Below are 14,116 nucleotides of genomic sequence, written 5' to 3'. Positions count from 1 at the left end.
TTGGCTGGGTAGCTCAGCTGGTTAGAGCGCACGACTCATAATCGTGAGGTCGGGGGTTCGAGTCCCCCCCCAGCTATCGGTACGAAAGGCCCGCATCTGCGGGCCTTTCGCGTTCTGAGGTCGGCCGCCGCGTCAGGCGGCGTCGCGGGCCAGCTTGGAGAGGGCGGCGAGTTGGGCGCCGGAGAAGCGGGGGAGGTCGGACGGGCCCCAGGTCGTTGCCGTCAGCAGCGCCGTTGCCGTGGGCAGCGTGGCCGGCTCGGCGACGAGGGTGTCGGGCATCGTGGCCTCGTCGAGGCCCGCGGCGGTGATGGCGTGCTGGAGGCGGGGGAGGAGGTCCGGGTGGGCGTTGGTTGGGTCCAGGACCAGGGTCAGCGGGTCGCCGGGTGAGATCGCGGCGGCGTAGTCGCTGAGGAGTGAGGGTGTCGCGATGATCTCCTCCGCGTCGGCCAGGATGAGCAGGCGGTTCGCGTCGTCGGTGAGCGCCAGGAGCCGTGCGTCCGGCTCGATGAGGGGGCCGAGGCCGGCGGCGGAGGCGAACGCTGCTTCGATGTGGCGGGCGAGGTCGAGGCGGTCGGTGGAGGCGATGCCGGCGGTGGTGATGAGGGACCAGGCGAGGGTGGCGGTGTCGTCGCGGCGCCAGGTGGTGGGGAGGTCTTCGGTGAAGTGGTCCAGGAACTGCTTGACGTTGCGCCAGGCGAGGTAGTCCAGCGGCAGCGTCCCGCGGAAGCGCCATTCGGAGGCGACGACCTGACCGGCGGTGGTGAGGTTGAGCCAGGTGTCGTCGAGCGCGGTGCCGTCGATCAGGGCGACGCCGTCGGCGTCGGTGTAGCCGGTGCCGTGGGTGGACTCCAGCCACGCGGCGTGCTCGCGGACGTGGGCCAGGAACGGCGCGGTCGAGTTGTTGTCGGCCTTGAGGCTGCGCAGGACGTCGATCGTCGCCAGGTCGGCGGCCACGGCCGGCGTGTCGCGCAGCGCGTGGGAGAACGGGCCGAGGTCGATCTCGGCCCCTTCGCGCTCGCTCGCCGCGCCGAAGACGGGTTCGACGACAACAAGGTCGCCGGAGGCCGGCAGCGTCATCCGCTTGCGCACCACCGGCCGGCCCTCCAGCGCGTAGCGCCGGGCAGCCCAGTCATGCTCGATCCCGAGGCGCGCGCGAACGCTGTCCCGGTCGCCCTTGTAGGCCAGCACCAGGAACGAGTTCGCCAAGTCCTTCAACAACCCCGCGGTGACCAGCTCGCGGGCGGCCAGCGTCTCGCTGAACGCGGGCGACCGGCGTGGGCGGCCCCAGTCCGGCGCCGTGCCCTGCAGCCAGTTGTGCACGTGGTGCTCGTCGCGCACGCGGGCCGGATCGACGATCGTCGTCGCCAGCTTGTAGTCCGGGAACGGGACGAGGACATCGACATCGCCGAAGCCCGCGTCGCCGAGCATCGCCTCGAGCTCCCGAGCGCTCCAGGTCACCGCGTGATCCTCAGACGGGTAGCCGTTGATCGAGTCGAACGGCCGCTCGGAGTGGTCCTCGCGCGCGCCGCTGAGGTACTTCAACCCCATCCGGTTCTCGATCGCCACGACCAGGACGCCCTCATCCCGCAGCGCGCGATGCGCGACGCGCAGGTTCTCGAAGGCAGCAGCACGCGGCTCCTGCGTGTCCGGGTGGTAGAGGTGCGAGTACTCCAGGACGCCGATCAGCGTCGCCATGTCATAGGCGTCGCGCTCGTCGAGCGTCGAGTAGTTGGTGGAGAACACGGAAACGCCGTCGAGGTCGACAGACCGTGCCGCCGCGACCTCCGCGCGCTCCAGCGAGCCTTCAACAGCATCAACATGCCCGAAGTGCTCGCCCAGCCACCGCGTGACGGCGCCGCAGCCGGCGCCGAGCTCCAGCACCGACGCGTCGCCCGCGGCGCCGAAGCCGAGGCAGTCCAGGATCGTCGAGCGGTACGGCGACAGGTGGTAGAGCGTGCCCCAGTCGTCGGCGTGCGCGCTCAGCTCGGGCGAGCCGACGCTGCGATCGCCGGCCTCCCGGACGACCTGCAGGATCGCCTGCTCGGCACCGTCCTGGTAGCCGACAGGGGGTGCGGACGCCGCGGGCACGCTGACGCCCGGCGCGTGGGAGGGGACGAACGCCGACAACTTCACTCCCTTTGACGTCGGCGGCTGCGCCACACGGGTTGATCCCCCGTTCAGGGGACTGTCAGGTAGACGACCTGGCGGGCGCCGGTAGGCTCGCCCGATGCTGCGCCGCACCGTCGCCCTCGCCGTCCTGCTGACCCTCGCGCTCGCCGCCACCGCGGCCGCCCGGACGGTTGACGTCGTCAGGCTGCTCGGGCCGGAGATCCCGGACGCGGGCACGATCGACGTGCCGGTCCTGCTGCCGTCGACCATCAACCTGGACTACGGCGCGGGCAGGATGATCGTCGGCGAGGCGGTCGGCGCGAGGCCCGGCGTGAAGGGCCGCTACGACCTGACGCTGTCGGCCACACGCGGCTGCGGCGGCGCGAGCGCGTGCTTCCTGGCGGAGTTCACGGGCCGGCGCGGTGCCAAGTTGGGGTACAAGTCGAACAACGTGAGGCTCGCGCTCGGGATGAGGGGCCACTACGAGCCGATCCACTGCGGCGCCTCGTGCGCGCCCGCGTCGATCGCGTGGATCCAGAAGGGCGTCCGCTACGAGATCCAGGCCAAGGCGCTCGGCGGGAAGACGGGGTTCGTGAAGGCCGCGAACAGCGCGATCCGCGCCGGCAACCGCGGCTAGGCCGCCAGCGCCAGCAGCTCGGCGTGCAGCGCCGCGTCGGCGGCGGCGAGCAAGGACGATGACTCGATCCCGTACGGGGCGCCGTCGAGGTCGGTGACGACCGCGCCGGCCTCGGCCGCCACGAACGCGCCGGCGGCGGCGTGGATCGCCGAGGTCCAGAACATCGCGTAGGCCGCGACGCGGCCCGCGGCGAGGTAGGGGAGCGTCAGCGAGGTCGACAGCGAGCGCAGCTCGTAGGCGTGTGCCCGGACCAGCGCGCCGACGAACCGCGCGCAGCGCTCGCGCTCCGGCCCGGCGGAGTGGGAGTCCTCGAAGGCCACGGTCTCGCTCGCGCGTGAGACGGAGAGCCGCACGCCGGCGTCGCCCGTGCCCGCCAGCGCCCACGCGCCCTCGCCGCGCTGCGCGACGACCAGCTCGTCGCCGCGCGACGGGTCGCCGACGACCGCCGCGGTCACCGCGCCGTCCTCCACCAGCGCGAGGTTCACGCACCACAGCGGCAGCCCCGACGCGAAGTTGCGCGTCCCGCAGATCGGGTCGACGACCCAGAACGTCCCGCCGTCGCGCACGTCCACACCACCGCGCTCCTCGCCGAGCACCGCGGCATCCGCGCCCAGCTCGCGCCGCAGCACGCCCCGGACGACGTCCTCCACCCGCACATCGACATCGGTCACGACGTCCAACGCGCCCTTGGCCTCGACCCTCACACCCGCCGCACCCGCATGGGCCGCGGCCAGCGCCTCCCGGACCGCGCCGACGGCGATCCGCGTCTCCTCGCGCAACATCATCATGTTGCGCGACAGCCTAGAACAGCCGCAGGACCTCGAACGGCGCCAGGGGGTAGAGCACGACGTGCTCGGGCTCGGGCGCGGCGGTCCGGCGCAGGCGCGTCCGCGGGCGGCGGGGGACGAGGAACAGCGCCATCCGCGCCGGGTCGTCGAGCCACTCCAGGCCCTCGACCTCGTCGGCCGCCCACGTGCGCGTCGGCAGCCCGCGGCGCCAGGCCGCGCCCTCCGGCAGCTCGGCGGTCCGCGCGGCGAACGCGGGCGCGCGCTCGGCGTCGGCGACGCGGTCCCAGCGGAACCAGCGCATCGGCGCGCGCCAGCCGTGCGGATTGGGCGAGAGCGCGTCGGGCGCGCCCAGCAACGAGCCGATGAGGCCGTCGGTCCAGCCCCGCTGGCGCTTCAGGTCGCTCGCGCGCACGAGCCGCTCCGCCGTCACGCCGACAACGGTAGTCGGCGCGACCCGGTCACAACATCGGCGCTCCTACGTACTTAAGGATCGTGACCATCCGCTCCCACGCGCTGACCGCCGCCCTCGTGGGCGCCGCCGCGCTCGTGCCCGCCGCCGCCGTCGCGCCCGCCCTCGCCAGGACCAGGCCGCCCAAGCCGCCGGTCTCGCCGTTCCACGTCGAGCCCAAGAACAGGGCCGCCGCGCGCCACATCCGGCTCGAGCGGCAGGCGCTCGACATCATCAACGCCGCGACCAGGCACGTCCGCGGGACGGTCGCCGGCTGCGCGATCAGGTCGCAGCTGGACGGCAGGCACTCGGAGACGCACGACACGCCGAGCCCGGACTTCCTGAACGCCATCGCCGCGCTGCGCCGCCCGGCGACGCCGGCCGAGCTGGACCCCGCGGGCGGCCCGGGCGCGCTGCTGCCGGGCGACACCTACGTGGACTACCGCCGCAACGTCACGGCCGCCGACGGGCGCAGGCTCACGATCGTGATGGGTCGTCACGAGGTCGCGCCCTACCGCGAGCCCGCGAGGTGCCTCGACGCCGACCACGCCGAGATCCTCGAGCGCCTCAAGGGCAAGCCGCACGCGCTGCGCTCGACCACGCTGCAGGAGTTCGGCCACCTCCGGACCGGGCAGGAGGGCAACGCGAAGCTGCCGACCACGCCGCAGGACGGCGTCTACCTGTTCCAGGCGAGCGGCGGGGGCGGCGGCGTCGACTTCGCGTTCTTCAAGAAGTACGGCGTCTTCGACTCCTCCGGCGGCGGTGAGGACCGCGCGACGATCGACGGCCTCGTCCCCGACGGCGTCGCGACCGTGAAGCTCACGTACCCCAAGGTCCTGTCGCGCGGCAGGTACTACAAGCCGAAGGTGTTCCCGAGCGCCTACAGCGTCAGCCTGAGGGTCCAGGAGAACGTGGTCTCGGCGACGGTCCCGCGCTCGGCACCCGACGCGCTCGCCCGCCACATGGTCTGGCTCGACGCGGCGGGCAAGGTCGTCAACGACGTCACGCAGCCCTAGCCGGAACCGCCGACCCCGTTACAACGAGGTCGCTCACACGTATTCAAGAGTCGTGACCATCCGTTCGCACGTCCTGACCGCCGCGCTCGCGGGGCTCCTCGCGCTCGCGCCCGCCGCCACCGCCGGCGCCACCGCCACGCCCACGCCGCCCTCGTCCACGCACCTCCAGCCCAAGAACAGGGCCGCCGCCCAGCGCATCAAGGTCGGGCGCGCGGCGACCGACATCCTCAACGCCGCGTCGACGACCGTGCGCACGAGGGTCAGGGGCTGCGACATCAAGCCGGGGTTCGACGGCACGCACACCACGACACACGACGCGCCGAGCCCGGACTTCGTCAACGCGATCGCGGCGCTGCGCCGCCCGGCGACGCCCGCGGAGCTGGCGCCCGCCGGCGGCGTCGAGGCGATCCTGCCCGGCACGACCTACGCCGACTACCGCCGCAACGTCACCACCGCGAGCGGCCACCCGCTGACGATCGTGCTGGGCCGGCGCAAGGCGGTCAACGTCGTCTTCCCGGCCAGGTGCCTGGACGCCGAGCACGCCGAGATCCTCAAGCACCTCAAGGGCAAGCCGGGCGCGGTGCGGGCCAAGACCCTGAGCATCTTCGCCACCTTCCGCAAGGGCCAGGAGGCCGGGGCCAAGGCGCCCGAGAAGACGGTCGACGGCGTCTACCTCTTCTCGGACAACGCCGGAGGCGGCGGCGCGGACTTCGCCTACTTCAAGACGCATGGCGCGTTCGGCTCGATCGGCGGCAACGACAGCTCCACCGTCAACGGCCTCGTCCCGGACGGCGTCGCGACCGTGAAGCTGAGCTACGCCAAGGTCGTCCCGCGCGGCCCGGACTACAAGCCGACGGTCTATCCGAGCGCGGTCACGCTGACGCTGCCCGTCCAGGAGAACGTGGTGTCGGCGACCGTGCCGCGCTCGGCGCCGGACGCGCTGGACTACCGGATGATCTGGCTCGATGCCGCGGGCAACGTCATCGACGACGTGACCCAGTCCTAGGCGCGCCCCGCCGCCCGGAGCGCATCACCCGGCTCGCTCACGTACTCGAAGTGCTCGGTGAGCGCCGCCAGCGCCAAGAAGCGCTGGACGGCGTTCGAGCCGCGCACCAGCAGCAGGCGGCGGCCCGCGCGGCGGGCGCGCCGGCGTACGGCGAGGATCCGTGAGATCCCGGCGGAGTCGACGAAGTCGAGCCCGCGCAGGTCGAGGACGAGGCAGGACGACGCGTCGCGCTCGGCGTGGCGCACCTCGTCGTCGAACCTGTAGGCATAGGCGAGGTCGAGAGACCCCCGGAGACGCAGCGAGACGGTGCCCGTCCCCATGTGCTGGACCGTCAACTCGAAGCCGTGCATTGGCGAAGCTCCTCCTGACGTTGGACGCGTGGTTACCACGACGCGTGTTGTGTCAAACACTTCGAGGTTCGTCGTTTTGGGGGCGTGGGTAGTGGCGCGCGCGGTCCTATCTGCAGCAGGAGGGAGAGCGGCATGTTCGGTCGTGGGTCAGTGGTGGCGACGGCGGCGGTCGTCGCGGCGAGCGCGGCGTTCGCGGTACCGGCCTTCGCGGGCGGTGGCGGTGGGCACGGCGGCGGCGGTCACGGTCCGGGTGGCGGGTGGCCGCCCGGCGGCGGGCACGGGGGCGGCGGGACCTCGGGGCCGGTCTACCTCGACCCGCACGCGCCGGTCCAGAAGCGGGTCTCCGACCTGCTCGGCCGGATGACGCTGGCCGAGAAGATCGGGCAGATGACCCAGGCCGAGCGCGCGTCGCTGACGCCCGACGACTCGGCGGTCACGACGCTCGGGCTCGGCAGCATCCTCAGCGGCGGCGGGTCGGTCCCGACGCCCAACACGCCGTCGGCGTGGGCCGACATGGTGGACAACTTCCAGAGGGCCGCGCTGGCGACGCGGCTGAGGATCCCGATGATCTACGGGGTCGACACCGTCCACGGGCATGGCAACCTGCTCGGCGCGACCGTGTTCCCGCACAACATCGGGCTCGGCGCCACGCGCGACCCGCAGCTCGTCGAGCAAGTTGAACATGTCGCCGCCGACGAGACCCGCGCGTCCGGGCCGCAGTGGGCGTTCGCGCCGTGCATCTGCGCCGCGCGCGACGACCGCTGGGGCCGGACCTACGAGTCGTTCTCCGAGAACCCGGACCTCGTGATCCAGATGGAGACCGCGATCGACGGCTTCCAGGGCAACGGCACGACCGACCTCGCGCACCGCGACCGCGTGCTGGCGACCGCCAAGCACTTCGCCGGCGACGGCGACACGCAGTACGGCACCGGCAACGGCGACTACACGATCGATCAGGGCATCGACATCACCAACCGCTCGGACTTCTGGAGCACCTCGCTGCGCCAGTACGTCCCGGCGATCAAGCAGCACAACGTCGGCTCGGTGATGCCGTCCTACTCGTCGATCGACTGGACCGAGGACGGCGTCGGCAACCCCATCAACATGCATGGGAACAGGGAGCTCATCACCGACTGGCTGAAGGGCGCGCAGGACTTCGACGGGCTCGTCATCAGCGACTACAACGGGATCGACCACATCGGCGGGACGTTCCAGGAGAACGTCGTCGCGGGCGTCAACGCCGGGATCGACATGTTCATGCAGCCCTCGAACTTCGGGGACTTCATCACGACGCTGACGGCGGCGGTCAACGACGGGCAGGTCCCGGTCGCGCGGATCGACGACGCGGTCAGCCGGATCCTGACCAAGAAGTTCCAGCTCGGCCTGTTCGAGCACCCGTACACCGACCGGACCGACATCGGGCAGATCGGCTCGCCCGCGCATCGCGCGGTCGCGCGGCGTGCCGTGTCCGAGTCGCAGGTGCTGCTGAAGAACGACGGCGGCGCGCTGCCGCTGCGCGGCCGCGACGCGCGCGCCCCGATCTACGTGGCGGGGAGCAACAGCGACAACATCGGCAACCAGGCCGGCGGCTGGACGCTGTCGTGGCAGGGCGGGTCCAGGAACGTGATCCCGGGGACGACGATCCTCGGCGGGATCAGGGACGCCGTCGGCGCGCACGGTGACGTCGTGTCCTCGCCGGACGCGAGCGCGCCGATCCCGGCGGGGGCGACCGGCGTGGTCGTCGTCGGCGAGACGCCGTACGCCGAGGGCTACGGCGACGTCGGCGCGCCCGGCTGGCCCTACGAGGCCGGCGAGAACGGCGTGGCGCGGCCGTCGCAGACGATGATGTTGAACGACAACGACAAGGCGGCGATCGACAAGGTCTGCGCCGCGACGACCAAGTGCATCGTGTTGGTCGTCAGCGGCCGCCCGATGATCATCGACCCCGCGCAGCTCGGCGAGGCCGACGCGCTGGTCGCGTCGTGGCTGCCGGGCTCCGAGGGCGAGGGCGTCGCCGACGTCCTGTTCGGCAAGCGCCCGTTCACCGGCAGGCTGCCGATGACGTGGCCGAAGACGATCGACCAGGAGCCGATCAACGTCGGCGACGCGAACTACGACCCGCTGTTCCCGTACGGCTTCGGCCTGCGGGGCGGCGGCCGTCGCTGACCTGCGGACGGCGGGGGCGGGCGCGGAGCACTAGGCTCCGCGCCCGCCGTGTCCGCCACGCCTGAGCCGCCCGATCCGCCGCTGCTGCTCGCGGTCCCGAACGTGTCCGAGGGGCGTGACGCGGAGGTGATCGCCGCGATCGGCCGCGCCTACGCGTCCGGCGGCGCGCGGCTGCTCGACACGCACGACGACGTCGACCACCACCGCGCGGTCCACACGCTGGCGGCGGCCCCGGGCGTCCTGGCGGAGTCGCTGGTCGCGGGCGTGCGGGAGGCGGTCGCCCGGATCGACCTGCGGCGCGAGCGCGGGATCCACCCGCACGTCGGCGCGGTCGACGTGGTCCCGGTGGTCTTCTGGGACGACGTGCGGCGGGGCGCCGCGTGCGCGGAGGCGCTGACGGTCGCCGAGCGGATCGGGGTGGAGCTGGGCCTCCCGGTGTTCCTGTACGGGTTGCTCGCGGGCGGGCGCACACGGGCGGCGCTGCGGCGCGGCGGCATCGCGGCGCTCAGCGAGCGCGTGGCGTCCGGGGAGCTGGTCCCGGACTTCGGCCCGGCCGCGCCGCACCCGAGCGCGGGCGCGGTCCTGGTCGCCGCACGCCCGCCGCTGGTCGCGTTCAACGTGACGCTCGCACCGCCCGCCACGCTGGCCGACGCGCGCCGCATCGCGGCGCTGATCCGCGACGGCGGGGCGGAGGGCCTTCCGGGCGTCCGGGCCCTGGGCCTGGAGCTGACCGCGCAGGGCGGCGTGGCGCAGGTCTCGACCAACGTCGAGGACCACCGCGCGGTGACGCTCGCGCAGGTCGTGGCGTCGGTTCGAGCCCACGCGCCGGTCGCCGCCGCCGAGCTGGTGGGCCTGGCGCCGGCCGCGGCGTTCGACGGGTTCCCGGAGGACGTCCCGGTCAGCGGCCGCCGCACCGTCGAGGAAGCTCTGCGTCAGGGCCTGTAGGAGCTATCGTCCTGGGCCATGGCCCAGACCAAGCGCAAGCGCAAGACCAGGCACCGCGGCAACGCCGCGGGGATGGTCGAGGTGCGCGGCCGGACGGGCCGGCCCGGCGACCCCGCACCGGGCACGAAGAAGGGCGGTGCGCTGCGGACCGATCGGCTCGACAGGGAGCCGACGTGGCGCTCGGCGGCCAACCGCTCGGCGATCGCGACGATCCTGTTCGTCGTGGTGATCACGGTGGTGCAGAGGAACCCGGCGATCGCGCTGGCGTTCGGCATCCCGATGTTCTTCCTCTACACCGGCCTCGGCTTCTACACCGACAGGTGGGTCTATCAGCGGCGCATGGCCAAGAGGAAGGGCGGCGGCGGCGCCGGCAGGAAGGCGAAGGTCTAGCCCGTGGACGTCCGGATGTTCACCGTCGGGCCGGTGCAGGAGAACTCGTTCCTGATCCGGCGCGAGGGCTCCGACCGCGCGCTGCTCGTCGACCCGGGCGAGGAGGCGCCGAAGCTGCTGGGCGCGTTGGAGGCGCTGGGCGTGACGCTCGACGCGATCCTGCTGACCCACACGCACTTCGACCACGTCGGCGCGGTCGCGCCGGTGGCGCGCGCGACGGGCGCGCCGGTCTACTGCCCGGAGCTCGAGGTCCCGGTCCTGCAGGACATCATGGCCTACGTGCCGTGGCCGGGGTTCGGGCCGTTCGAGTCCTGGGACCCGGAGCACACGGTCGCGGGTGGCGAGACGCTGTCCCTGGGCGGCTACGACATCGACGTGCTGTTCACGCCCGGGCACTCGCCGGGGCACGTGACGTACGCGCTGCGGGACTCGGACTCCGATCCCGTGATGCTCTTCTCCGGCGACGTGCTGTTCCAGCAGTCGGTCGGCCGGACCGACCTGCCCGGCGGCGACCACGCGGTCCTGCTGCAGTCGATCGCCGGGCTGTTGGAGCGCTACGACGACGACACGGTCGTGCACCCGGGTCACATGGGGTTGACGACGCTCGGCGCCGAGCGCGCGTCCAACCCGTTCCTCTCCGAGATCACTCAGCAGTCTTGAGCGAGAAGCCTCAGGCCCCGCGCGGCACGTACGACGTGCTGCCCGAGCAGGACGCCGCGCGCGTCGCGGTCGAGAAGGTCGCGCGCTCCGTGCTCGGCGGCGCCGGCTACCGCCGGATCGAGACGCCGGTCTTCGAGCACACCGAGCTGTTCGCCCGCGGCGTCGGCGCGTCGACCGACATCGTCCAGAAGGAGATGTACACCTTCCAGGACGCCGGCGAGCGGTCGCTGACGCTGCGCCCCGAGGGCACCGCGCCGACGATGCGCGCCTACCACGAGCACGGCATGCACAAGGCGCCGCAGCCGGTGAAGTGGTGGTACCTGGGCCCGTTCTTCCGCCAGGAGAAGCCGCAGGCCGGGCGCTTCCGCGAGTTCTGGCAGCTGGGCATCGAGGCGATCGGGTCCGACGACCCGGCGGTCGACGCCGAGGCGATCGCGCTGCTGCACGCCGTTGTTGTGGAACTTGGCGTCACCGGCGTCCGGCTCCGGCTGGGGTCGCTGGGCACGGCCGAGACGCGCGCGTCCTACCGCGAGAAGCTCGTCGCGTTCCTGCGCTCGCACGAGGCCGAGCTGAGCGACGAGGTCCGCGCGCGGATCGACCTGAACCCCTTGCGCGCGTTCGACTCCGACCACGCCGGGACGCAGGCGGTCATGAAGGACGCGCCGCTGCTGCTCGACCACCTGACCGCCGAGGACGCCGAGCACTTCGCCGAGGTCCGCGCGCGCCTGGACGCGGCCGAGATCGGCTACGAGATCGACCCGACGCTCGTGCGCGGCATCGACTACTACACGCGCACGCTGTTCGAGTTCACGAGCGACGCCTTGGGCGCGCAGTCGGGGGTCGGCGGCGGCGGGCGCTACGACGGGCTGGCGACGGTCCTGGGCCTGCCCGAGACGTCCGGGATCGGCTGGGCGGCGGGCGTCGAGCGACTGCTGCTGGCCGGCGAGCACCGGCCCGAGCCCGAGCCGGTCTGCGACCTCTACGTGGCGGGCACCGGTGTGGAGGCCTTCGTGCTCACGCAGTCGGCGCGCTCGGCGGGCTTGAACGTGCAGATGGAGCTGGCGGGACGGTCCCGGAAGGGCCAGATGAAGCAGGCCGACCGGTCGGGGGCGTCGTACGTGGCGATCTTCGGCGAGGGCGCTGCGATCACGTTGAAGGACTTGCAAAGCGGAGAGCAGGAGGAGCTGGAGCCGACGGCCGTCGTCGCTCGCGTCCTCCGAGGGAGACACATCGGATGAAGGTCGCACCCAAGGCCAACAACTACCGCGACGCGTGGGCGGGTGACCTGCGCGGCGATGACGCCGGGCGGACCGTCCGGGTGGCGGGCTGGGTCCATCGCCGCCGCGACCACGGCGGGCTGATCTTCATCGACCTGCGGGACCGGTCGGGGATCGTGCAGCTCGTGTTCCACCCGGAGACGTCGGGTTCTGCGTTCGCCGCGGCCGAGCGGCTGCGGTCCGAGCACGTGATCAGCGTGTCCGGTGCGGTCGTCGAGCGCGAGGAGGGGAACAAGAACCCCAACATCCCGACGGGCGACATCGAGGTGTCGGTCGCCGAGATGGCGACGCTGGCGGAGGCCGAGACGCCGCCGTTCCCGGTCGACGAGGACGTGGAGGTCGACGAGACGCTGCGGCTCGCCAACCGCGCCGTGGACCTGCGCCGCGACGTGATGTTGAAGACGCTGGAGCTGCGTCACACGATCGTCAAGACGATGCGCGATGTCCTGAACGAGCAGGACTTCCTGGACGTCGAGACGCCGATCCTGACGCGCTCGACGCCCGAGGGCGCGCGCGACTTCCTGGTTCCGGCGCGGCTGCAGCAGGGGTCCTGGTACGCGCTGCCGCAGTCGCCGCAGCTGTTCAAGCAGCTGCTGATGATCGCCGGCTACGAGCGCTACTACCAGATCGCCCGCTGCTTCCGGGACGAGGACCTGCGCGGGTTCCGTCAGCCGGAGTTCACGCAGCTCGACATCGAGATGTCGTTCGTCGACGAGGCCGACGTCATCGCGGTGATGGAGGAGATCATGACCAAGGTGTTCGCCTTGGTCGACGGCTTCGAGACGCCGGCCGCGCCGTGGCCGCACATGACCTACGCCGAGTCGATGCTCCGGTACGGGAACGACAAGCCGGACACGCGCTTCGGGATGGAGATCCACGACGTCGGGGCGTTGCTGAGCGGTTCGGACTTCAAGGTGTTCCAGGGTGTGCTGGATGGCGGCGGCGTGGTGCGCGCGATCAACGCGGGCGCGCGGGAGATGTCGCGGTCCGAGCTGGACGGTTTGAACGACGTGGTCCGGATCCACGGGGCGAAGGCCGTTGCGCCGATCCCGGTCGGCGAGGGCGACACGTGGGCCGGCAACCTGGCGAAGTTCTTCACGGCCGAGCAGATCTCGGCGGTCAACGCGGAGCTCGGTGCGTCCGCGGGCGACCTGCTGCTGTTCGTGGCCGACAAGGAGCCGGTCGCGGCGGCGGCGCTGGGCGGTCTGCGCCTGGAGCTCGGCCAGCGGTTCGGTCTCGTGCCCGAGGGCGCGCACAGCGTGCTGTGGATCGTCGATCCCCCGATGTTCGAGGCGACCGGCGACGCGAAGCTGCCCTGGACGGCGATCCACCACCCGTTCACGGCGCCGACGACGACCGACTTCAGCGATCCCGGGGCGATGGGCTCCCGCGGGTATGACCTCGTGCTCGACGGCGTCGAGATCGGCGGCGGGTCGATCCGCATCCACGAGCAGGCGATCCAGGAGCAGGTCTTCTCCGTCCTCGGGATGGACCAGGAGGAGGCGGAGCGCCGCTTCGGCTTCCTGCTCCACGCGCTCAAGCAGGGCGCACCGCCCCACGGCGGCATCGCGATGGGCATCGACCGCATCGTGGCGATCCTCGCGGGCCGCGACTCCATCCGCGACGTCATCGCCTTCCCCAAGACGGCCTCCGGCGGCGACCCCCTCACCGGCGCCCCCGCCCCTGTGGACGAGGCCCAGCTCAAGGAGCTGGCCGTCAAGTCCACCTACATCCCACCGCAGCCCACGGCCTAGCCAACCCGCCGCGCCTCTCACCGAGGCGCGGCACCCGTCGCCGAGGGACGGCGCTTCTCGCCCATCGCCGCACTGCTCATTGAGGCTCAGCGCGTCTGGTCGAGTCGCGGTGTCTCTGGGCGAGGTGCGGCGCGTCTGGTCGAGACGCGAAGTTTCTGGTCGAGTGGCGTTTCTGGCCAAGTCGCCAGAGGCGTCGTGGCGACGTCGTTTCAGAGGCGTCGTGACGTCGTGGGTCCAGGGGCGTCGTGATGACGTCGGTTCAGAGGCGTCGCGACGCGTCGGTTCAGACACTTCGCGACGGCGTAGTCAGAAGCGTCGTGACGACGTCGCTTCAGAGGCGTCGCGACGGCGGCGGTTCAGAGGCGTCGCGACGGCGGTGGTTCAGCGGGAGGCGCGGCGCCAGAAGGCGAGGCGTTGGACGGAGGATGTCCAGATGGCGGACCAGGGGATGTTGTGCTCGGTGCGGTCTTGGATGGCGTCGGCTGGGGAGAGGCGGAGGGTGGAGCCGTCGGTGGTGCGGATGGTGATCCAGCCGCGGTCGATGGAGGTGATCTCGGACACGTCTTGGAG

At 72.2% G+C, this 14,116-nt stretch carries 14 protein-coding genes and 1 tRNA gene; 10 read left to right on the top strand and 5 right to left on the bottom strand.

Annotated features, from left to right (window positions below; genetic code table 11):
- Positions 1 to 2 precede the first annotated feature (2 nt).
- A tRNA-Met gene (locus H030_RS0124935) sits at positions 3 to 76 on the top strand.
- Between the two features lie 56 nt (positions 77 to 132).
- Here the strand turns inward: H030_RS0124935 and H030_RS37865 are convergent.
- Positions 133 to 2,127, bottom strand: coding sequence for a class I SAM-dependent methyltransferase (locus H030_RS37865; protein WP_196809268.1), 1,995 nt, complete (start codon positions 2,125 to 2,127; stop codon positions 133 to 135).
- A 100-nt stretch (positions 2,128 to 2,227) separates the two neighbouring features.
- Between H030_RS37865 and H030_RS37860 the strand changes: the two genes are divergently transcribed.
- Complete coding sequence (locus tag H030_RS37860; RefSeq protein WP_051223673.1) at positions 2,228 to 2,746, top strand: hypothetical protein; 519 nt, start codon at positions 2,228 to 2,230, stop codon at positions 2,744 to 2,746.
- Here the strand turns inward: H030_RS37860 and H030_RS0124920 are convergent.
- Positions 2,743 to 3,534, bottom strand: coding sequence for an inositol monophosphatase family protein (locus H030_RS0124920; RefSeq protein ID WP_027008140.1), 792 nt, complete (start codon positions 3,532 to 3,534; stop codon positions 2,743 to 2,745). The genes H030_RS37860 and H030_RS0124920 overlap by 4 nt on opposite strands.
- A 13-nt stretch (positions 3,535 to 3,547) precedes the next feature.
- Positions 3,548 to 3,964 (bottom strand): hypothetical protein, encoded by a 417-nt coding sequence (locus H030_RS0124915; protein ID WP_027008139.1) that lies wholly within the window; start codon positions 3,962 to 3,964, stop codon positions 3,548 to 3,550.
- A 62-nt stretch (positions 3,965 to 4,026) separates the two neighbouring features.
- On the opposite strand from H030_RS0124915, the gene H030_RS0124910 reads away from it, so the two are divergent.
- Both H030_RS0124910 and H030_RS0124905 read left to right on the top strand, forming a co-directional pair.
- On the top strand, positions 4,027 to 4,998 hold the full coding sequence (locus H030_RS0124910; protein ID WP_027008138.1) for a hypothetical protein: 972 nt from the start codon (positions 4,027 to 4,029) through the stop codon (positions 4,996 to 4,998).
- 52 nt (positions 4,999 to 5,050) lie between these two features.
- Complete coding sequence (locus H030_RS0124905) at positions 5,051 to 6,004, top strand: hypothetical protein (RefSeq protein WP_027008137.1); 954 nt, start codon at positions 5,051 to 5,053, stop codon at positions 6,002 to 6,004.
- On the opposite strand, the gene H030_RS34990 is transcribed toward H030_RS0124905, so the two are convergent.
- A complete protein-coding gene (locus tag H030_RS34990; protein WP_051223671.1) occupies positions 6,001 to 6,354 on the bottom strand; it encodes an STAS domain-containing protein in 354 nt (117 codons plus the stop codon). The two genes, H030_RS0124905 and H030_RS34990, sit on opposite strands and share 4 nt — an antisense overlap.
- A 132-nt stretch (positions 6,355 to 6,486) precedes the next feature.
- On the opposite strand from H030_RS34990, the gene H030_RS34985 reads away from it, so the two are divergent.
- From H030_RS34985 to aspS, 6 genes are read left to right on the top strand one after another with little or no spacing between them, the layout of a single operon-like run.
- On the top strand, positions 6,487 to 8,520 hold the full coding sequence (locus tag H030_RS34985; RefSeq protein ID WP_081691145.1) for a glycoside hydrolase family 3 protein: 2,034 nt from the start codon (positions 6,487 to 6,489) through the stop codon (positions 8,518 to 8,520).
- 48 nt (positions 8,521 to 8,568) lie between these two features.
- A complete protein-coding gene (locus H030_RS0124890; RefSeq protein ID WP_051223668.1) occupies positions 8,569 to 9,465 on the top strand; it encodes a hypothetical protein in 897 nt (298 codons plus the stop codon).
- 18 nt (positions 9,466 to 9,483) lie between these two features.
- Positions 9,484 to 9,855 carry a hypothetical protein gene (locus tag H030_RS0124885; protein WP_027008135.1) on the top strand — a complete coding sequence of 124 codons (372 nt, stop codon included), beginning with the start codon at positions 9,484 to 9,486 and terminating at the stop codon, positions 9,853 to 9,855.
- Between the two features lie 3 nt (positions 9,856 to 9,858).
- A complete protein-coding gene (locus H030_RS0124880; protein WP_027008134.1) occupies positions 9,859 to 10,515 on the top strand; it encodes an MBL fold metallo-hydrolase in 657 nt (218 codons plus the stop codon).
- Entirely contained in the window at positions 10,512 to 11,753 is a 1,242-nt protein-coding gene (gene hisS / locus H030_RS0124875; protein WP_027008133.1) for a histidine--tRNA ligase, read from the top strand. The genes H030_RS0124880 and hisS overlap by 4 nt, the downstream gene beginning before the upstream one ends.
- On the top strand, positions 11,750 to 13,546 hold the full coding sequence (gene aspS / locus H030_RS0124870) for an aspartate--tRNA ligase (RefSeq protein ID WP_027008132.1): 1,797 nt from the start codon (positions 11,750 to 11,752) through the stop codon (positions 13,544 to 13,546). The genes hisS and aspS overlap by 4 nt, the downstream gene beginning before the upstream one ends.
- A 381-nt stretch (positions 13,547 to 13,927) precedes the next feature.
- On the opposite strand, the gene H030_RS0124865 is transcribed toward aspS, so the two are convergent.
- A complete protein-coding gene (locus tag H030_RS0124865; RefSeq protein ID WP_027008131.1) occupies positions 13,928 to 14,107 on the bottom strand; it encodes a hypothetical protein in 180 nt (59 codons plus the stop codon).
- Positions 14,108 to 14,116 lie beyond the last annotated feature (9 nt).

The sequence above is a fragment of the Conexibacter woesei Iso977N genome (assembly GCF_000424625.1).
GTDB classification, from domain to species: Bacteria; Actinomycetota; Thermoleophilia; order Solirubrobacterales; family Solirubrobacteraceae; genus Baekduia; species Baekduia woesei_A.
The sequence above is the reverse complement of the archived record's forward strand: the minus strand, read 5'-3'. Positions and strand labels throughout refer to the sequence as shown.

What these genes read in the sequence shown, in the direction of transcription:
- H030_RS37860 (WP_051223673.1), top strand. Translation starts at nt 2,228, where the DNA reads ATGCTGCGCCGCACCGTCGCCCTCGCCGTCCTGCTGACCCTCGCGCTC.
- H030_RS0124920 (WP_027008140.1), bottom strand. Translation starts at nt 3,534, where the DNA reads ATGATGATGTTGCGCGAGGAGACGCGGATCGCCGTCGGCGCGGTCCGG.
- H030_RS34985 (WP_081691145.1), top strand. Translation starts at nt 6,487, where the DNA reads ATGTTCGGTCGTGGGTCAGTGGTGGCGACGGCGGCGGTCGTCGCGGCG.
- aspS (WP_027008132.1), top strand. Translation starts at nt 11,750, where the DNA reads ATGAAGGTCGCACCCAAGGCCAACAACTACCGCGACGCGTGGGCGGGT.
- H030_RS34990 (WP_051223671.1), bottom strand. Translation starts at nt 6,354, where the DNA reads ATGCACGGCTTCGAGTTGACGGTCCAGCACATGGGGACGGGCACCGTC.
- H030_RS0124885 (WP_027008135.1), top strand. Translation starts at nt 9,484, where the DNA reads ATGGCCCAGACCAAGCGCAAGCGCAAGACCAGGCACCGCGGCAACGCC.